The organism is Kaistia sp. SLG-1, assembly GCF_059699055.1.
In genome coordinates this window covers 4,165,734-4,184,405 of sequence record NZ_AP048544.1, presented here as the reverse complement: position 1 = coordinate 4,184,405, position 18,672 = coordinate 4,165,734, and the positions used below count along the sequence as shown (strand labels likewise).

Here is an 18,672-nt window from a genome sequence, read left to right as displayed (position 1 = left end):
GTACGAGAGGAGGGACGAGATGAGGACTTCGGGATCACTGGCGTTTGCCGCATCGATGGTTCTGCTGGCGCTAGGAGGTAGCGCCGGCGCGCAGGAAAGCGGCATGAGCTTCTTCGTTTCCAGCGTGGGTTCGGGCAAGGGCGCCGATCTCGGCGGCCTCGAAGGCGCCGACAAGCTCTGCCAGACGCTGGCCGAGAAGGCGGGCGCCGGCGCGCGGACATGGCGGGCCTATCTTTCGACCCAGGCGGAGGGCGGCGCGACCGCCGTCAGTGCGCGCGATCGCATCGGCACCGGTCCATGGCAGAACGCCAAGGGCGTCGTCATCGCCAAGGATGTCGCCGATCTTCACGCGGCCAACAAGATCTCGAAGGAAACGGCGTTGACGGAGACCGGCGCGCCGGTGAACGGTCGCGGCGACACGCCGAACACGCACGACATCCTGACGGGCAGCCAGCCCGACGGCACGGCCTTCCCGGCCGGCGAGGACAAGACCTGCGGCAACTGGACGAAGAGCGGCGCCGAGGGAGCGGCCATGCTCGGTCATCACGATCGCAAGGGGCTGGACGAATCCGACGCGGCGAAATCCTGGAACGCGTCGCATCTGTCGCGCGGCGGCTGTTCGCAGGAGGCGCTCAAGGGAACCGGCGGCGCCGGGCTGCTCTATTGCTTCGCGGCGAAGTAGTTATCTCGAGACAGCGGGGCGGGTCTTCGGGACCGCCCCGATTTCGCTCGGAGAAGCGGGACCTCAGAGCCCGGCAAAGGTGCCGCGGCGGATCTGCACGTCTTCGATCTTGGGGATCAGTTCGCTGTCGTAGATGAAGCGCTGGTCTTCATCGAGGGCCGTGACCCCGTTCTCGATTACCAGCTTGATGATGCGGTGCGCATCGGAGCGGCGGGAAATCTGACCTTCGTCGAGCAACCGATCCAGCGCCGTCGTCAGGAAAATTCGTCGCGACATAATTCCGACCACCCTGTCGAGAAGAACCAATCCTTAGACTCTGCCTGATACGAGATTCGGTCAAGCGGCGGTGTTTGCACGCCTTTCGCCCCCATGCGCCCATCCACAGGTTGTTGCGCGGTTGCGTCGCATCGGCATTGGACTGCTTTTTGTGTCAACGCCTCAGGCAAAATCTGTCATACGTTTGCCGGAACAGGGGACCTATCCATGAACAAGAAACTGACGGCGCTTCGTGCTCGGCTGGTCGAAGCGCAGCAGAAGCTCATCTCCCAGGCGGTGGAGGCGGGCGGCCTGCCGACCGACGGCGCGCTTCGCAAGATCTCCGACCTCGAGAACGCCATCATGGCGGTCGAGCACATGATGGAAGATCTCGGCAACGCCAAGGGCTGACCGGCGGGAGCCTCCGCTCCCGTCGCCCCGCGATCCGCGCCGTCCGGATGCCGCCGTTCCCGCCGGACGGTCGCCGTGGCGCGCCCGGATTCGCAATTCCTAGAATGAATTCGCCAGTCGTTTCGGCGCAATCAGCCGGTAGCTGCGGCGGATCAGCTCCGACACTTCCTGCCAGTCGGGATCGTCGTCGAGGCGGATGCCGATCCAACCCTTCGGTCCGACATAGGGCGGCACGAAGAAGCGCGCGGGATCCGCGCCGACCAGGACCATCTGGCTGCCCTCCGGCGCCTTGACCCAGACCGAGTCCCGCCCGTCGCCGCGTTTCTGCATGGCGAAGATCTTGCCGCGGACGCGGAAGGTCGGATCGCCCCACGTCTCCTGCTCGGTCGCTTCCGGCAGGGCCAGGCATATCCTGCGGAGATGGTCGATCGGTCGTTCCGGCGGCATCGCGGCTCCAGCGCGGTTGGGGCTCATCAGCGTTCGCCGAGATAGCGGAACAGGGTCTGCTTCCACCAGTCGCTGTGGACGCTATCGAGCAGGGCGACGTCGATATCCCGGCGCAGCGGGCTGCCGAGCGGCAATCCGATGCCGTAATTCTGCGCGTCGAAGACGATGTCGAGAACGTTCAGCGACGAGCCATAGTCCTGCAGGACGATCCAGGCGAGCAAGGGCTTGTCATAGACGAACGCGTCGATGGCGCCTGCCTTCATCGCCTTCAGGCCGGCATCGGCCGAAGGAAAGCTGCGATACTTGATCTGTTCGTTGACGAGATAATCGATCGTCGAGGAGCCCTCGACCGCGCCGACCCGGACGGATGCCAGGTCGTGCGCATTGGTGACGAGGCCCTGCAGCGCGCTCGTCGTGAGCGCCGAGGTGACGCCGGCGGTGAAGACGGCGATGGCGATGATCGAGACCGCCATCCAGAGGATGGCGAGCGATCGTCCGGCCAGCGTGATCGGCGTGTGCACGCCCGTGCTCGCCTGCGTCATCGCCTCGGCCGACCACCAGATCGAGGCGCCGATGCCTCGCGTGCCGCCAAAATGCTCGTTGCGACGGCGCTCGAACAGCCAGATCAGGAGGCCGACCAGAAGCGCCAGCCCGATCAGCGCGCCGACGGCCTGCAGGAAGCCGAGCGACAGGATCGACCGCAGGATGACGTTCCAGCGCGATCCGTCGCCGGGCGGCACGGCGATGCCGAGGCCGGTGCGGTAGAAGGGCTGGCTGAAGTCGATGATCTCGGCGCGCGCGCCCGTGATGGTCAGCGCGGCGACGGCGGCGTCGTATCGGCCGGTGGCCGTGCCGGCGATCAGCGCGTCGACGGTCGGTTCCTCGACCAGGCGATATCGGACGCCCAGTTTCTCCGCGATGCGTTGCCAGAGATCGATGCTGATGCCGGTCCAGCTGCCGTCCGGCCGTTTCATGGCGAAGGGCGGCGCCACCTTGGTGGCGACGACGAGTTCCCGCGCCGCGGCAGGGGCGGGCGTCGGCTGGGCGAGGACCGGCAGCCCCGAGAGGACCACCAGCAGGCCGGCCATCAGAAACGGAAGGGCTCGACGCATTGCCTTGTCACCACTTGCGGATATCAGGGCGCAATGTCACGGCCATGTCGTGGTCGCTCCGGATCGGCGCGACCACGATATTCAATGCATCATTCCGTGCAGGATCCCGGGGCCGATACTTCTACGAAAGTGGCCCCTTCGGATTCTGCTTTAGCCGGCAAAGATGTGCGCGGCAATCGACTCGGGCTTCATTTCAATCGAGAAGCCCGGCAGCTTCGGCGGCATGTAGGCCGCGTTCTGGATGTCGCAAGGTTCGACGAAGTGCTCGTGCAGATGGTCGACATACTCGATCACGCGGCCTTCCTTGGTGCCGGAGACGACGAGATAGTCGATCATCGAGAGGTGCTGCACGTATTCGCAGAGGCCGACGCCGCCCGCATGCGGCCAGACCGGCTTGCCGTACTTGGCGGCGAGAAGCAGGACGGCCAGAACCTCGTTCAGGCCGCCGATGCGGCATGCGTCGATCTGTACGATGTCGATCGCGTTGCGCATGATGAACTGCTTGAACAGGATGCGGTTCTGGCACATCTCGCCCGTCGCGACCTTGATCGGGGCGACGCCCTCGCGGATCTTGCGATGGCCCTCGATGTCGTCCGGGCTGGTCGGCTCCTCGATGAAGTAGGGCTTCGAGAAGGCGAGCTGCTTGACCCAGTCGATCGCGGTGTCGACTTCCCAGACCTGGTTGGCGTCGATCATCAGGAAGCGGTCCGGCCCGATCACCTCGCGCGCGGTCTTCAGGCGGCGGATATCGTCCTCGAGGTCGCGGCCGACCTTCATCTTGACGTGGTTGAAGCCCAGGTCGACGGCCTCCTGGCAGAGGCGGCGCAGCTTCTCGTCGCTATAGCCGAGCCAGCCGGCCGAGGTCGTGTAGCAGGGATAGCCCTCGGCCTTGAGCGCGGCGATGCGCTCCGCCTTGCCGATCTCGGCCTGCTTCAGGATGGCGAGGGCCTCGCCGGGGGTGAGGCCGTCGGTCAGGTAGCGGAAGTCGACGATCTTGACGAGCTCTTCCGGCGTCATCTCGGCGACGAGCTGCCAGACCGGCTTCTTGGCTTCCTTGGCCCAGAGGTCCCAGGCGGCGTTGACGACGGCGCCGGTGGCGAGGTGGATGGCGCCCTTGTCCGGGCCGATCCAGCGCAGCTGGCTGTCGCCGGTGATGTGGCGCCAGAAGCGGCCGGGATCTTCTTTGATCCAGTCGAGTTCGAGGCCGATCACCAGATGGTCGAGCGCGCGAATGGCCGCGCAGCAGATCTCGTTGCCGCGACCGATGGTGAAGGTGAGGCCGTGGCCGGAAAGCTCCGGATTGTCGGTGTCGAGAATGACGTAGGCGGCCGAGTAGTCCGGATCCGGGTTCATCGCGTCCGAACCATCAAGCGATTGCGAGGTCGGGAAGCGGAGATCAAAGACGCGGAGGCCTGTAATACGTGTCATTTCTTCTTTGCTTTCGTCTGGTCGGCGCGGTCGTCGAAAACCGCCCGGACATCACGGTGGGGGGCGCCGTGGTGGATGCGACCTGCCCCGGAATACCTTACTGCCCGCGGCTCGGCAACGTGCGGGCTGGGCGCAACCGGACGATGCGGGCGGTTTCGCTATCGCCCATCCGAAAGTCCTGCGCCATTATCGGAAAGGCGATTCGGCGAACAAGCCGAACGAATAGATCTCTACCGGGAGAGACCAGACGTGCTGTTTCCTCGATTTCGCTCCAAGGAACGCGATATTCGCAGCGATGTCGAACGGCTTTCTTCGGTCGGGAACGCGATATCGAAGGTGATCGACGAGGTCGAGCTGGAACTGGCCGGTCTCTCCGCCCGCATCGAGGAGGCCCGCGCCCGGGCCGCGTTTCTCTATGGCGACATGATCGAGGGCGAGAACCCGGATGTCGAAGGCGCCGCGGCGATGCTGGCGGATGCCGAGCGTCTTCTGGTGCGCGGCGACGTGCGGTTGATGGAGATCCACGGCAATCTCGCCTTCCTGCGCGACCTGCACCAACGGACCGTGTCGGAATCGACCCGCCTGCAGGAATACGCCGCCCAGGGCGAATAGGCGGGGCCTCGGGCGTAGCACCCCGGCCGGAGCCGGGGGCCGTTCTCATTCCATCGATCAGTCGACCCGACCGCGCGCCGCGACCGCCACCGTCTCGACGACGTGGTCGCCCGAGACCAGATGGACGTGGTCGTAGAGGTTCGACACCGGGCAGGCGTGGTTCGGCAGGATCAGCAGCCGCTCGCCGATCTCCGGCTTCTTCGCCGAGGCGGAGAAGTCGATGTTCCCGTGCTCCTCGCTCATGCCGTAGATCACCGCGTCGGGATAGCCGACCACCTGGCCATAGCCGTTCAGCCCGAGCAGGTCGCTGGTCAGCGCTTTCGAGCCGGCGTCGATGATGGCCCGGTCGGCCGTCGGCCGGCTGACGACGGTGACGAGCACGTGCAGGGCGCAGTCGTCGACGGTGCAGACGTCGCGGGCGACCAGCGAGCGGTCGAAATAGATGTAGGTGCCGGGGCGGTATTCGGTGGCGATCGGCGTCTCGTGCGCGCGCCAGATGTCGGGCGTGCCGCCGGTCGAGATCGTCTTCGGCGGCAGTCCCGCCGCGGTCAGCTTGTCGGACACCTCCTGCAGCCAGGCGCGGACGCCGGCCGTGCCGCCCGCCGGCGGATAGGTCATCAGGCCGCCGAAGACGAGCCCGGGCTTCGAGGCGATATGCTTCGCGAGCGCGACGGCGTCGTCCGGCGTCTGCACGCCGCAGCGGCCAGCGCCGGTATCGCATTCGACCAGCACCTCGAGCGGCGCGTCGGCGGAGTCCGCGAAGGTTGTGGCATAGCCGTCGACGACATAGGTGCTATCGGCGGTGACAGTGAGCGTCACCCGCTTGGCCAGATCCTTCAGGCGGGAAAGCTTCTCCGGCGCGACCAAATTGTAGGGCAGGAAGATGTCCTCGATGCCGGCGTCGGCCATCACCTCGGCCTCGCCGAGCTTCTGGCAGGTGATGCCGATGGCGCCGAGCTCGAGCTGGCGCTTGGCGAAGAGCGGCAGCTTGTGCGTCTTGATATGCGGCCGCAGGCGCACGCCATGCGCGTTGGCATAGTCCTGCGCGCGCTTCAGATTGGCCTCGGCCCGGTCGAGGTCGATCAGGACGCAGGGAGTCTGGAGGGTATCGATATGTCTCGGCATGATTTCCTCGCCAAAGCGCCGTCGCGGCGATTGGGATTGATAACAGGGATTTTGTTCAGAACACGTCGCGGATGAAGCGCAGATTGCCCGCCGTCAGCCCGGCGTCGACGGGAAGCGCGACGCCGGTGATGGCGCCGGCGAGCGGCGAGGCCAGGAAGACGGTCGCGTTGGCCACGTCGACCGGCGTTGCCAGCTTGCCCAGCGGATAATGTGCCACGACCTTGGGAAGCAGGTCGGGATCCTTCGCGACGCGGTGATCCCAGGCCGGCGTGCGCACCGAGCCGGGGCAGATGCAGTTGGCGCGGATGTTGTGGCGGCCGTTCTCGACGGCGATCGCCCGCATATAGGCGACGAGGCCGGCCTTTGCCGCCGCATAGGCGGGGTTGCCGTAGTGGCTGAGCGCATTGACGGTCGAGGTGATGACGATGGCGCCGCCGCCATTGGCGATCATCGCCTTCATCGTCGGGTCGATCAGGTTGAAGCTGCCGGTCAGGTTGATCTCGACTTCCTGGTCCCAGCTCTGGCGGTTGACCGATTCCATCGTCTCGGCGCGGCTGAAGCCGGCATTGCTGACGAGGACGTCCGGCGCGCCGTGCTCGGCGACGATAGCGGCGACTGCCCGCTCGGTCGCGTCCGCGTCCGTCAGCTCGAAGACCGATTTCGCCACGCCGTCGAGGGTGTCGAGCAGCGCCTCGTCGCGGTCGCAGGCCGTCACCCGCGCTCCCGCCGCCTGGAACGCGGCGACGATGGAGCGGCCGATGCCGCCGCCCGCGCCGCTGATCACCACGTGCTTGTCGTTGAGACCGAACATTAGTTTCCCTCCGCTTACGCAAGGCTCTTTCGGATCCGCCAACAAAGCAACCGGCGAAATATGAAGATATGCTGCTTTCCTGTCGATAATCGGGACGATTTACTCTAGCCTCCGCGCCGCTACTCAGGGGCGGTCTTCCGGTCCGCGATCGGGCCGCCTGATAAAACCCAAGGGGCTAGTTTCATGAGCAAATTGAAGACCGTCTACGGCGCCTCGCATGTGCCGCTTTCCCCGGCCGTTCGTGCGGGCGATTTCGTCTACGTCTCCGGCCAGGTGCCGACCGACGCCAGCGGCACGGTCGTGTCGGGTGGCATCGAGGCGCAGACCCGGCAGACGCTCGAGAACGTCAAGGCGGCGCTGGCGCTGGCCGGCTGCACGATGGACCAGGTCGTGAAGACCTTCGCCATCATCACCGACGCGCGCGACTTCGGCGGCTTCAACAAGACCTATGCCACCTTCTTCGAGAAGGATCCGCCGGCCCGCACCACCGTCGAGGCGCGCCTGATGATCGACATCAAGGTCGAGATCGAGGCGATCGCCTACGCGCCGCTCGGCTAGCCGTCTCGCGGTTCCGCGATCGCCGGAACCGCCTTCGACCCCTGGGCCCTGGACCCGCCGCGGGTTCGGGGTCCCTCGCCGCCATCGCCAGGATCATCCCGCATCATGCGCATCTTCACCGCTTCGCTCGCGACCGAAACCAACACCTTTGCACCGGTTCCGACCGACCGGGCGAGCTTCGAGATGGCGTTCTATGCGGGACCCGGCCAGCATCCCGAGACGCCGACGCTCTGCTCCTCGCCGATCGTCGCGCTCCGGAAGCGCGCCGAGGCGGACGGTATCGACCTGGTGGAGGGAACGGCGACCTGGGCCGAGCCGGGCGGTCTGCTGCAGCGCGCCACCTATGAGGGCCTGCGCGACGAGATCCTCGACCAGCTTCGCGCGGCGCTGCCGGTCGACGGCGTCGTGCTCGGCCTGCATGGCGCGATGGTGGCGCAGGGCTATGACGATCCCGAGGGTGACCTGCTCGCCCGCATCCGCGAGATCGTCGGGCCGGATGTCCTGATCGCCGCCGAGCTCGATCCGCATAGCCATCTGACGCCGAAGCGGGTCGAGAACTCCAACATCCTCGCGGCTTTCCTCGAATTTCCGCACACCGATTTCTACGAGCGCGGCGAGCACGTCGTCGACCTCGCGATCCGGACGCTGCGCGGCGAGATCAAGCCTCTGATCTCGACCTTCGACTGCCGCATGATCGACGTCTTCCCGACCAGCCGCGAGCCGATGCGTTCCTTCGTCGACCGGATGAAGGCGATGCACGGCCAGAATGGCATCCTGTCGGTGTCGCTCATCCACGGCTTCATGGCCGGTGACGTGCCGGAGATGGGCACGCGCGTGCTGGTCGTGACCGACGACCGCAAGGCCGAGGGCGACGCGCTGGCCGAGAAACTCGGCATGGAGATCTTCTCGCTGCGCGGCAAGACGATGATGCCGCAATTCGGCATCGACGCCGGCCTCGACCACGCGCTCGGCCTGATTGCCGGCCGGCCCGGCAAGCCCGTCGTCATCGCCGATACCTGGGACAATCCGGGCGGCGGCGTCGCCGGCGACGGCACGCTGATCCTGCGCCGAATGATCGAGCGCGGCATCGACAATGTCGCCGTCGCGACGATCTGGGATCCGATCGCGGTGACCTTCTGCCTGGCGGCGGGCGAGGGGGCCGAGATCCAGCTCCGCTTCGGCGGCAAGGCGGGACCGGACGGCGGCGCGCCGATCGACGCCCGGGTCGAGGTCGTCCGCGCGGTGCCGGAGAGCTGGCAGAGCTTCGGCAAGAGCCGCGTCACGCTCGGGCCGGCGGCGCTGGTGCGGATCGTCGGCACCAGGACCGAGATCATCCTGAACACCAACCGCACCCAGACCTTCGAGCCGGACGTCTATTCCAATCTGGGCCTCGATCCGATGTCGAAGGACATCCTGCTGGTGAAGTCGACCAACCATTTCCACGCCGGTTTCGCGCCGATCGCGGCGGAGATCGTCTATATCGACGCCGGCGCGCCCTATCCGTCCAACCCCCGCGTCACCGACTACCGCAAGCTCACCCGGCCGATCTGGCCGCGGGTCGAGAATCCGCACGGTTGACGCGATTTCGCAGGCGCGGCGCGCGGGGCACGCCGCAATCCCCTTGTGTCCGCCGGCCGAAAGCGCGATGAATCGGAGGTCCGATGTGTCGCCGGCTGGCACCGCGTCGCGTCCTTTGTTTCTTTCTTCTCGCCGTCGGCCGGCATGACCTTCACAGCACCGCAAAAATCGACCTGGATCGCCCTGCTTGTTGCCGTCGCGTTCTTCATGGAGAACCTCGACGGCACGGTGATCGCGACGTCCCTGCCGCAGATGGCGGCCTCGTTCGGCGTGGCGCCCGTCGATCTCAACATCGGCATGTCCGTCTACATGCTGACGCTGGCGATCTTCATCCCGGCGAGCGGCTGGATGGCGGATCGCTTCGGCGCGCGGACGGTGTTCGCCTGGGCAGTCGCGGTGTTCACCATCGCCTCTATCTTCTGCGCGCTCAGCGAGAGCGTGCTCGGCTTCGTGCTCGCCCGCATCCTGCAGGGGGCGGGCGGCGCCATGATGGTGCCCGTCGGGCGGCTGGTCGTGCTGCGCAACGCCTCGAAGAGCGAGCTGATGCGGGCGATCGCGGTGCTGACCTGGCCGGCGCTGTCGGCGCCGATCCTGGGGCCCCCGCTCGGCGGCTTCATCACCACCTACGCTTCCTGGCACTGGATATTCATCCTCAACGTGCCGATCGGCATCGTCACCTTCGCGCTCACCTTCTGGCTGATCCCGAACGAGAAGCTCGACGCGCGCCAGGGCTTCGACTGGCTCGGCTTCGTCCTGACCAGCATCGCCTGCGCCGGCTTGATGTACGGGCTCGACCTCGTCGGCCAGAGCCATGTCGACTGGGTCGTCGGCGCCGGCATCCTGGCGGCGAGCGCGCTGTTCTTCTGGATCGCGCTTCGCCATTCCGGCCGCCATCCGCACCCGCTGCCGGATCTCTACGGCCTCGCCATCCAGACCTTCGCGGTGACCATGAAGGGCGGCTCGCTGTTCCGCACCGCCGTCAGCGCCGTCCCCTTCCTGCTGCCGCTGATGTTCCAGCTCGGCTTCGGTCTCGATCCGTTCCAGGCCGGTCTCTACGTGCTGGCGCTCTTCGCCGGCAATCTGGCGATGAAGCCGCTGACGAGCCTGGTGCTCCGGACCTTCGGCTTCCGCACTACGCTGATCGGCAACGGGCTGTTTTTCGTCGCGACGATGCTTGCCTGCGCATTCCTGTCGCCGGCGACGCCCTGGCCGATCATCATGGTCGTGCTGTTCCTGAGCGGCGCGGCCCGCTCGATGCAGTTCACCGCGATCAACACGCTCGCCTTCGTCGATGTACCGCAGGCGCGCATGGCCGGTGCCAACACGCTGTTCAGCCTGGTGCAGCAGATCACCTTCGGCCTCGGCATCGCGCTCGGCGCGATCGCGCTGCGGCTGGCGGACGCCTGGCTGACGCCTGACGTCGAGGGGCTGACGCTCGGCGATTTCCATGCCGCCTTCCTGATCGTCGGCGTCGTCGGCCTGATCGGCCTGTTTGATTCCTTCGCGTTGCCGCGCGATGCCGGCACCGCGGTCAGCAAGCATCGTCCGCGCGGCAGTACGCCCGCGCCGGCGGAGTCCTGACCACCAAGAATTCGATCCATAGTGGAGTGTCTGTCATGACCAAGTTTGTCCGCGATCCCTCGCTTACCCATGAGCAGAAGCTCGACCGGCTGGGCGAGGTGGCCGTCCGCGTCGGTCTCGGCCTCCAGGAAGGCCAGGAGTTGGTGATGACGGCGTCGCTCGACGCGCTGCCGCTGGTGCGGCGGATCACCGAGCACGCCTACAAGGCTGGCGCCTCGCTGGTGACGACGCTGTTCTCCGACGAGGAGGCGACGCTGATGCGCTTCCGCCATGGCCGCGACGGCTCCTTCGACGTCGCCTCGGGCTGGCTGTTCGACGGCATGGCCTCGGCCTTCCGCAACGGCGCCGCCCGGCTCGCCATCGCCGGCGAGAACCCGTCGCTGCTGTCGGGCCAGGATCCGGAGAAGGTCTCGCGCGCCAACCGCGCCCGCTCCAAGGCCTATACGCCGGCCATGGAACTGATCGTCGGCTTCGACATCAACTGGACCATCGCGTCCTTCGCGTCGCCCGCCTGGGCGCGGGCGGTGTTCCCGAACGAGCCGGAAGAGGTCGCCGTCGCGAAGCTCTGGGATGCGATCTTCTCCGCGTCGCGCGTCGATCTCGACGATCCAATCGCCGCCTGGGGCGAGCACAACAAGGCGCTGCACGCGCGCACCAAGCTTCTGAACGACAAGCGCTATTCGGCGCTTCGCTTCGTCGGGCCCGGCACCGACCTGACCGTCGGCCTCGCCGACGATCACGACTGGGCGGGCGGTGCCTCGACGGCCAAGAACGGCATCGTCTGCAACCCGAACATCCCGTCCGAGGAAGTGTTCACCACGCCGCACAAGAGCCGTGTCTCCGGCCATGTGACGAGCACCAAGCCGCTCTCCTACCAGGGCACCCTGATCGAGGACATCGCGGTCCGCTTCGAGGATGGCCGCATCGTCGAATCGACAGCGCGGACCGGCGCGGACGTGCTGGCGAAGGTGCTCGACACCGACGAGGGCGCGCGGCGGCTCGGCGAGGTGGCGCTGGTTCCGCATTCCTCGCCGATCTCGGCGAGCGGCCTGCTGTTCTACAACACGCTCTATGATGAAAACGCCGCCTGCCACATCGCGCTCGGTCAGGCTTATTCGAAGTGCATCCGCGGCGGCGACAAGCTTAGCCCGGATGAACTGGCGGCAAAGGGCGCCAACAAGAGCCTGATCCATATCGACTGGATGATCGGATCGCGCCATATCGACATCGACGGCATCGCCGCCGATGGCAGCGCCGAGCCGATCATGCGGCAGGGCGAGTGGGCCTGAGGCGGCTTCAGCGACGGAAGGTGCAGGAGATGTGATGTAAATCTCCTGCCATCCGCTGGAACGGCCTCAATGCAGCCAGATTTGGGGCTCTTCAACCTTGCATCGGATGCAAGGAGAGGGCAGCGGTCCGCGTTGACGAAGTGTCATCGTGGCGCCAGCGCCCAATGTCATGATGAGCGAAAGCGTTACAATGCTCGCGCGGTCCGAACGGCATCGCGTGGAAAAGCGGCGTGAAGACATGACCGACGAGTTCAGGGACGACGCGCCGGATTACGTGGAGGCCGGCGCGTTGTCGGAGACGCGCTATGAAAGGCTGCGGGCCGTCCTGGCGCCCTGGCGCCCGGCCATCACGGCCGTGGTCGGCGTCGCTGTGGTCGTTCTCGTCTGGCTGGCGATTTCCCGCCTGATCTCCGAGGTCGACTACAACGACGTTCTCGATACGCTGCACGCGACGCCGATTTCCACGATCATCGCGGCGCTCGGCTTCACGGTGCTGAGCTTCCTCGCGCTCAGCATCTACGATCGTTCGGCGCTTCACTATCTCGGCCGTTCCGACGTGCCGTATCCGATCGTCGCGCTTACCGCCTTCTGCGCCTATGCGGTCGGCAACACCGCCGGCTTCGGCCCGTTGACCGGCGGCGCCATCCGCTACCGGTTCTATTCGCGCCTCGGCTTCGAGCCGGGCGACGTCGCCAAGGTGGTCGCCTTCGTCACCCTGGCCTTCGGCGTCGGCCTTGCCGGCGTCACGGCGCTGGGCCTCACCTTCGCCGCGCGCGACCTGGCGGCTCCGCTGGAGCTCCCGCCCAATCTGCTCCGGGGCATAGGCCTTGCCATCCTCGCCGCGCTGGCGGGGCTGCTCGCCCATGCCGCCTATGGCGGCGGGCGGATCGGATGGCGCGGCGTCTCGATCGTGCTGCCGCGCCCCGGCATCATGCTGGCGCAGTTCGGCGCCACCCTTATCGACGTCTCGGCGGCGGCCGCCGTGCTCTGGGTGCTCCTGCCGCAGACGGATATCGGCCTGCCGGCCTTCATCGCCGTCTATGCGGTGGCGATCGGCCTCGGCGTCGCCAGCCATGTGCCGGCCGGCCTCGGCGTGTTCGAAGCGGTGATTATCGCCGTGGTTGGCCGCGCCTCGTCCGTCGACCAGGTTCTGTCGGCGCTGATCCTCTACCGCGTGATCTATTATGGCGTGCCGCTGCTGGCGGCCTCGGCGCTGGTGACCGGTCTCGAGGTCCGGCGCGCCACGTCCGGCGCCCAGGCATCCCGGGTTCTCCGGGCCGGCGCGCAATTGTCGCCACGCGTGCTGGCGACGCTGACCTTCGCGCTCGGCGCGGTGCTGGTCATTTCCGGCGTCACGCCGGCGGCCGACCAGCGGCTGGACCTGCTTTCCGCCCTGCTGCCCCTGCCGGTCGTCGAAGGCGCTCATTTCATCGAAAGCGTGCTGGGGCTCGGCCTGATTGTGGTCGCGCGCGGGCTGGCGCACCGGCTCGACGGCGCCTGGTGGGCGGCGATCATGGCCGTCGGCGCGGCCGTGCTGCTGTCGCTGCTGAAGGCGATCGCGATCAGCGAGTCGATCTCGCTGGCACTGCTGTTCGTCGCTCTGCTCGCGACGCGGCGCGAGTTCAACCGGCCGGCCTCGCTGCTGCATCAGCGCCTGACGCCCGGCTGGTTCCTGGCGATCGCGACGGTGATCGTGACCGCGCTCGCCGTCCTTCTGTTCGTCTATTCCGACGTCGACTATTCGAACCAGCTCTGGTGGCAGTTCGAGTTCTCGGAAGAAGCGCCGCGCAGCCTGCGCGCGCTGCTCGGCGTCGTCATCGCGGCCGGCTCGATCGCCGCCTGGTCGCTCCTGCGGCCCTCCAAGGGCAAGACCGGGCAGCCGGCGCCGGAAGAGATCGCCGACGCGGTTCGGATCCTCGAGGCGCAGCCCTATCCCGATGCCAATCTGGTGCGGATGGGCGACAAGACCCTGCTCTTTTCCGATGACCGCCGGGCCTTCATCATGTTCGGCCGGCAGGCCCATTCCTGGGTTGCGCTGTTCGATCCGATCGGGCCGCGCGCGGCATGGCCGGGATTGATCTGGCAGTTCGTCGAGATGGCGCGGGCGGCGGGCGGGCGAGCCGTGTTCTACCAGGTGATGCCGGAGAATCTCGCGCTCTATGCCGATGCGGGCCTCCGTGCCTTCAAGCTGGGCGAGGCGGCGCGCGTCGATCTCGCGGCCTTCGACTTGAAGGGCGCGAAGCGGGCGAGCCTGCGCCATGCCTTCAATCGCAGCCAGCGCGAGGGCCTGAGCTTCGAGTTTCTCGAGCCGGATCAGGTGGCCGAGGCGATCGACGAGCTCGAAGATGTCTCGAACCAGTGGCTCGCTGCCCACCGCGCCCGCGAGAAGCGGTTTTCGCTGGGAGCGTTCGACCGCTCCTATGTCATGGCGCAGCCGGCCGCCGTGGTGCGGCGGGACGGGCACATCGTCGCCTTTGCCACGGTGATGACGACGGCCCAGAAGCAGGAAGCGACCGTCGATCTCATGCGGTTCAAGCCCGGCGTTCCGGCTGGTGCGATGGAGTTCCTCTTCGTCAGCCTGCTGCTGTATCTGCGCGACCAGGAGTATCGCTGGTTCGATCTCGGCATGGCCCCGCTCGCCGGTCTGTCCGAAAGCCCGGCGGCGCCGTTCTGGCACCGGATGGGACGCGCCGTGTTCGAGCATGGTGAGCGCTTTTATAATTTTCACGGGCTGAGGGCCTTCAAGGCGAAGTTCCAGCCCGATTGGCATCCTCGCTACATGGCCGTATCGGGCGGCATGTCGCCGGCGCTTGCGCTGGCCGACGTAACCGTCCTGATCAGTGGCAGCCTCAAGGGAGTCGTTGGGAAATGATCCGGAATTGCATATTGGCGGCGCTGATCTCCTGCACCGTCGCGCCTGCCCTGGCCGACGATGCGCCGGCGCCGCAGCCGCAGGAGCCGCAAGCGGCAGCTGCCACGACGTTCAATGCCGGACTGCTCGGCAAGCCGGAGATCCTGACGCCGGAAGGCGATGTCGGCGGAACCGTGTTCCTGTTCTCCGACAAGGATGGCTGGACGCCGGCCGACGAGGCGGTGGCGGTCAATTTGCAGAAGGCTGGAGCCATCGTCGTCGGCGTCGACACGCCGAAGTTCTTCGCAGGCCTCGAAGTCGACAAGGCCGATGAGTGCGTCTATCTCGTCGCCGACATCGAGGATCTGAGCCACCAGATCCAGCGTTCGCTCGGCACCGAGATCTATCATTCGCCTGTGATCGCCGGCATCGGCGCCGCCGGCACGCTCGGCCTCGCCATTGCGGCGCAGACGCCGGACGCGACGATCGGCAGGACGGTCGCCGTCGATCCCGGCAAGGTCCTGCCGCTGAAGAAGCCGCTCTGCACGGACGCGCCGAAGACCGCCGCGGCGGGCGGCACCGTCTATGGCCTCGCCAAGGGCGACCTCACCAACCCGGTCGACGTCCTCTACACCAGCGCCGCGCCGGCCGATGGCAAGGCGCATGTCGCCGACCTGCAGGCGCAGGGCTTCAAGATCAAGGACAAGGCAGCCGACGGCGATGCTCATGCGGCGCTGGAGTCGCGGCTGCTGCATGTGCTGGCGCCGAAATCGGCCGGCGATGATCCGCTGGCCGACCTGCAGCTGATCGAGCTGCCGGCGACCACCAAGTACAACACCATGGCCATCGTCTATTCCGGCGACGGCGGCTGGCGCGACATCGACAAGTCGGTCGCCGAGGCGCTGCAGAAGGATGGCGTCCCGGTCGTCGGCGTCGATTCCTTGCGCTATTTCTGGTCCCAGAAGACGCCGGACCAGACCGCAGCCGATCTCGCCCGCATCATCGAGGCCTATGGCGAGCGCTGGAACGTCGAGCACTTCATCGTGATCGGCTATTCCTTCGGCGCCGACGTGCTGCCGAGCGCCTACAACCGTCTGCCGGCGGAGGTGAAGGACCGGATTGCGTTGCTCTCCTTGCTCGGCCTGTCCGAGACGGTCGACTACGAGATCTCGGTCGGCGAGTTCCTCGGCACCAGTTCGAGCGAGGGCGAGACGCTGCCGGAGCTGAAGCAGATCAAGCCCGGCGTGATCCAGTGCGTCTATGGCGAGGACGAGGACGATTCCGCCTGCCCGAAGCTGGAAGGAACCGGTGCGGAACTGGTCAAGACGACGGGCGGCCATCACTTCGACGGCGACTATGATGCGCTCGCCGCGAAGATCCTCGACGGCCTCAAGCGCCGCACGGCAGGGCAGGGAAACCCGCAGGCGGCGAAGTAGCGGGCGCCGCCCGCCGCTCGCCCGTTCGCCTTCGCGTCAGGCCCGATATCCGTCGGCTTCGCCCTCATGGGCGCGGCCGAGCAGGGAGGCATGGATCGCCAGCGTCTTGCCCGGTCCATGCACCGCCGCGAAGAGCAGTCCGGCGATGAAGGTGAAGTGGTCGATGAAGAAGCCGAATTCCGTCTGGTTGCCGTTCCAGTGCGACGGTCCATGGAAGGCGAAGGCGAGGAACAGGATATAGGCGGCGGCGAGCAGCGCGGCTTCCGAGAAGAAGGCGCCGGTCAGCAGAGCGACCGCGAGCGCCAGCTCGAAGACAGCCGCCACCCAGGCCAGAAAGAGCGGAAACGGAAATCCCGCCGACGCGATGTAGCCGGCGGTGCCGTTGATATCGATGAGCTTGAAGCTGGCGGCCATGACGAAGATGCCGCCGAAGATCAGCCGGGCGACAAGGATGGCAATGGTCTTTCCCATGATGGATCCCTCCTGAAATCATGCGTTCGTTCGACGACGATCGAACGGTGACGATTTCGACAGGGGAGGGCCGGGAAAGGGTGCGATCCCGCTGTTACCAGCCGGAACCGCCGCCGCCACCGCCTCCGCCGCCGGACGAACCGCCGCCGCTGCTTCCCGAACTGAACCCGCCCGAGCCGGAGCTCGATCCCGGCGCCGTCGAGGCCGAGGCGACCGTCTGCGACAGGCCGGAGCCGAGCCGGTCGACGAGATCGGTGGCGCTGCGGTTGTTGCTGGCGAGATACCAGCTCGATACCGCGGCGGTCGCGCCGGCAGCGGCGAGCACGCCGGCGAATTTCTTGGCCCAGGCATTCTCGACGTCGAGCGCGACGGCATAGGGCAGGTAGCGCTCGAACAGCTCCGGCGTCTTCTCCGGCGGGTGCAGGATCTCCAGCCGGTGCTCCTCCGCGACGCCGAGATACTGGCGGAAACCGGCGACGGCATCGCGCAGCTTCTGGCCTTCCGGCGTCGGCGAGCGCATCCACGAGAAGGCGGAGGCGAGCACCGGCAGCAGCGCGAAGGGCAGCAGCAGCACGGCGAAATCGAGCGGTCCGCGCGCGGCGCTCAGGAACACGCCGAGCCCGGCGCCGCCGAAAGCGAGCGCGAAGATGCCGGTGAACAGCAACGCGAAGATTCGCTTGTACCAGGGGCTGCCACGCAGCGACCGCAGGGTGAGGCCGACGACGATGGCCGGGATCGACAGGAACACGAGGCTGAACGCGGCGATGAGGCCGTTCTCGCCCGTGGCGCTGACCAGGCCTATCCCGGCCAGGATATAGGCCGCCAGCGTGATCAGGACGCCGCCGGTCAGCCAGCCGCTGTTCATGTTGAAGACGGTGCCGGAATAGGCCTTGGCAAGCCCGCGCGCCAGCGTCGCCTGGGCGCTCGCTAGCGTCGCGTGATTGGACTGGACCAGGGAGATCTCGCCGCCGCCGCCGAACAGCACCTGCGCCGCCGCCATCTCCGCCGGGCCGGCCGGCTTGCCGCCCGGTGTGCGGGTCAGCGCCAGCGCCTTGCCGCTGTCGGCGATCTTGAGCTGGCCCTTGACGCCGAGATCGAGGATCGCGGCCGTGAAGGCGCGATCGTCGAAGCTCATTTCGGAGACATAACGCGTCGCGGCCGCCGAGAGGCCCTCGGGCGGTGTAAAGAGCGGGATGATCGGGCCCGGCTTCGGGTCGCGGCCGGCCTTGCGCCAGGCCTGGAACAGATAGAGCAGGCCGCCGGCGGCGCCGAACAGGGCGAAGACGGGGCCGATATTGTCCCGGAGCCACCAGACTGTCCGCTGCCCGGAGCTCGGCGCGGCGACGACGCCCTTCGGCCATGCGGCGGCGACGGTCAGCCCATTATGCGCCGGCAGGGGCGCCGTCGTGCGGAAGACGATGCGGCCCGGCTCCTTCGAGACGACCCGGGCATCCTGGCCCCGTTCGCCCTGCTGGCCGGTATAGATCGCGGTATTGCCGAACGGCACGGCCTCCGGCAGCGTGATGCGCGCCTCGGCGACGTCGATCGGGAAGGTCCAGCCGGTGCCGGTAACGTTCCAGTAGAGCTCGTCGAAATCGTCGAAGAAGCCGATCTGCCGGTTCGTCCGGTAGCGGATGACGTAGTCGTGCGGGCCGGGCGACAGCAGCGTCTCGGCCGAGCCGATGCGGATGCGCTTGCCGTTCGAGAGCGTCTCGATCGCGAAGGGCTCGTTCTGGCCATCGCGGGTCACCGATTCCACGTCAAAGCCGACGACGACCGATCCGCCTTTCTCGTCGCGATAGGTGGTCGGGAAATCGCGCAGGATGCCGCGCCGGATCTCGTTGCCCTCGGCCTGGACGCGGATCGTCTCGACGACTTCGAGATCGCCGTTCCGCTCGACCGTCACATCCGAGACGAAGCGAAGAATGCGCTCCTCGGCGCCGGCGGCGAGCGGCGCGAACGCCAGCAGCAGGCCGGCGGCGAGGCCGAGGCAGGCGGCGCGGAGGCGGTCGGCGCGCATGGCGG

General features: G+C 67.1%; 17 protein-coding genes. 9 read left to right on the top strand and 8 right to left on the bottom strand.

The window, feature by feature from the left end; translation table 11 throughout:
- Positions 1-19: 19 nt before the first annotated feature.
- Positions 20-682, top strand: a complete 663-nt coding sequence (locus AC6HZP_RS19360; RefSeq protein WP_497524163.1) for a hypothetical protein — start codon at positions 20-22, stop codon at positions 680-682.
- Positions 683-745: 63 nt separating this feature from the next.
- Here the strand turns inward: AC6HZP_RS19360 and AC6HZP_RS19355 are convergent, their stop codons facing one another.
- Complete coding sequence (locus tag AC6HZP_RS19355) at positions 746-988, bottom strand: hypothetical protein (protein ID WP_201400635.1); 243 nt, start codon at positions 986-988, stop codon at positions 746-748.
- Positions 989-1,165: 177 nt separating this feature from the next.
- On the opposite strand from AC6HZP_RS19355, the gene AC6HZP_RS19350 reads away from it, so the two are divergent.
- On the top strand, positions 1,166-1,348 hold the full coding sequence (locus AC6HZP_RS19350; RefSeq protein WP_497524162.1) for a hypothetical protein: 183 nt from the start codon (positions 1,166-1,168) through the stop codon (positions 1,346-1,348).
- A 99-nt stretch (positions 1,349-1,447) separates the two neighbouring features.
- Here AC6HZP_RS19350 and AC6HZP_RS19345 read toward each other — a convergent pair whose 3' ends face one another.
- The 3 genes from AC6HZP_RS19345 to AC6HZP_RS19335 all read right to left on the bottom strand — a co-directional run bounded on the left by AC6HZP_RS19345 (position 1,448) and on the right by AC6HZP_RS19335 (position 4,335).
- Positions 1,448-1,795: an MmcQ/YjbR family DNA-binding protein gene (locus tag AC6HZP_RS19345; RefSeq protein ID WP_497524161.1), complete on the bottom strand. Its 348-nt coding sequence runs from the start codon at positions 1,793-1,795 to the stop codon at positions 1,448-1,450.
- Between the two features lie 26 nt (positions 1,796-1,821).
- Positions 1,822-2,907 (bottom strand): transporter substrate-binding domain-containing protein, encoded by a 1,086-nt coding sequence (locus AC6HZP_RS19340; RefSeq protein WP_497524160.1) that lies wholly within the window; start codon positions 2,905-2,907, stop codon positions 1,822-1,824.
- Between the two features lie 150 nt (positions 2,908-3,057).
- Entirely contained in the window at positions 3,058-4,335 is a 1,278-nt protein-coding gene (locus tag AC6HZP_RS19335) for an L-fuconate dehydratase (protein ID WP_497524159.1), read from the bottom strand.
- A gap of 249 nt (positions 4,336-4,584) precedes the next feature.
- On the opposite strand from AC6HZP_RS19335, the gene AC6HZP_RS19330 reads away from it, so the two are divergent.
- On the top strand, positions 4,585-4,947 hold the full coding sequence (locus tag AC6HZP_RS19330; protein WP_497524158.1) for a hypothetical protein: 363 nt from the start codon (positions 4,585-4,587) through the stop codon (positions 4,945-4,947).
- Positions 4,948-5,004: 57 nt separating this feature from the next.
- Here AC6HZP_RS19330 and AC6HZP_RS19325 read toward each other — a convergent pair whose 3' ends face one another.
- Together AC6HZP_RS19325 and AC6HZP_RS19320 are read right to left on the bottom strand one after the other, a co-directional pair.
- Positions 5,005-6,072 carry a D-TA family PLP-dependent enzyme gene (locus AC6HZP_RS19325; RefSeq protein WP_497524157.1) on the bottom strand — a complete coding sequence of 356 codons (1,068 nt, stop codon included), beginning with the start codon at positions 6,070-6,072 and terminating at the stop codon, positions 5,005-5,007.
- Positions 6,073-6,127: 55 nt separating this feature from the next.
- The gene (locus AC6HZP_RS19320) at positions 6,128-6,883 is read right to left on the bottom strand and encodes an SDR family oxidoreductase (RefSeq protein WP_497524156.1); all 756 of its coding nucleotides are present in this window, start codon (positions 6,881-6,883) and stop codon (positions 6,128-6,130) included.
- Between the two features lie 183 nt (positions 6,884-7,066).
- Between AC6HZP_RS19320 and AC6HZP_RS19315 the strand changes: the two genes are divergently transcribed.
- From AC6HZP_RS19315 to AC6HZP_RS19290, 6 genes are all read left to right on the top strand, one after another.
- Complete coding sequence (locus AC6HZP_RS19315; protein WP_497524155.1) at positions 7,067-7,441, top strand: RidA family protein; 375 nt, start codon at positions 7,067-7,069, stop codon at positions 7,439-7,441.
- Positions 7,442-7,546: 105 nt separating this feature from the next.
- A complete protein-coding gene (locus AC6HZP_RS19310; protein ID WP_497524154.1) occupies positions 7,547-9,019 on the top strand; it encodes a M81 family metallopeptidase in 1,473 nt (490 codons plus the stop codon).
- 144 nt (positions 9,020-9,163) lie between these two features.
- Positions 9,164-10,600, top strand: a complete 1,437-nt coding sequence (locus tag AC6HZP_RS19305; protein ID WP_497524153.1) for an MFS transporter — start codon at positions 9,164-9,166, stop codon at positions 10,598-10,600.
- A gap of 35 nt (positions 10,601-10,635) precedes the next feature.
- Positions 10,636-11,889 (top strand): aminopeptidase, encoded by a 1,254-nt coding sequence (locus AC6HZP_RS19300; protein WP_497524152.1) that lies wholly within the window; start codon positions 10,636-10,638, stop codon positions 11,887-11,889.
- 238 nt (positions 11,890-12,127) lie between these two features.
- Positions 12,128-14,761, top strand: coding sequence for a bifunctional lysylphosphatidylglycerol flippase/synthetase MprF (gene mprF / locus AC6HZP_RS19295; protein WP_201400623.1), 2,634 nt, complete (start codon positions 12,128-12,130; stop codon positions 14,759-14,761).
- Complete coding sequence (locus AC6HZP_RS19290; RefSeq protein WP_497524151.1) at positions 14,758-16,176, top strand: virulence factor family protein; 1,419 nt, start codon at positions 14,758-14,760, stop codon at positions 16,174-16,176. Before mprF ends, AC6HZP_RS19290 begins: the two co-directional genes overlap by 4 nt.
- A 36-nt stretch (positions 16,177-16,212) precedes the next feature.
- Here the strand turns inward: AC6HZP_RS19290 and AC6HZP_RS19285 are convergent, their stop codons facing one another.
- A complete protein-coding gene (locus tag AC6HZP_RS19285) occupies positions 16,213-16,647 on the bottom strand; it encodes a DoxX family protein (protein WP_497524150.1) in 435 nt (144 codons plus the stop codon).
- A 94-nt stretch (positions 16,648-16,741) separates the two neighbouring features.
- The gene (locus AC6HZP_RS19280) at positions 16,742-18,667 is read right to left on the bottom strand and encodes a DUF2207 domain-containing protein (RefSeq protein WP_497524149.1); all 1,926 of its coding nucleotides are present in this window, start codon (positions 18,665-18,667) and stop codon (positions 16,742-16,744) included.
- Positions 18,668-18,672 lie beyond the last annotated feature (5 nt).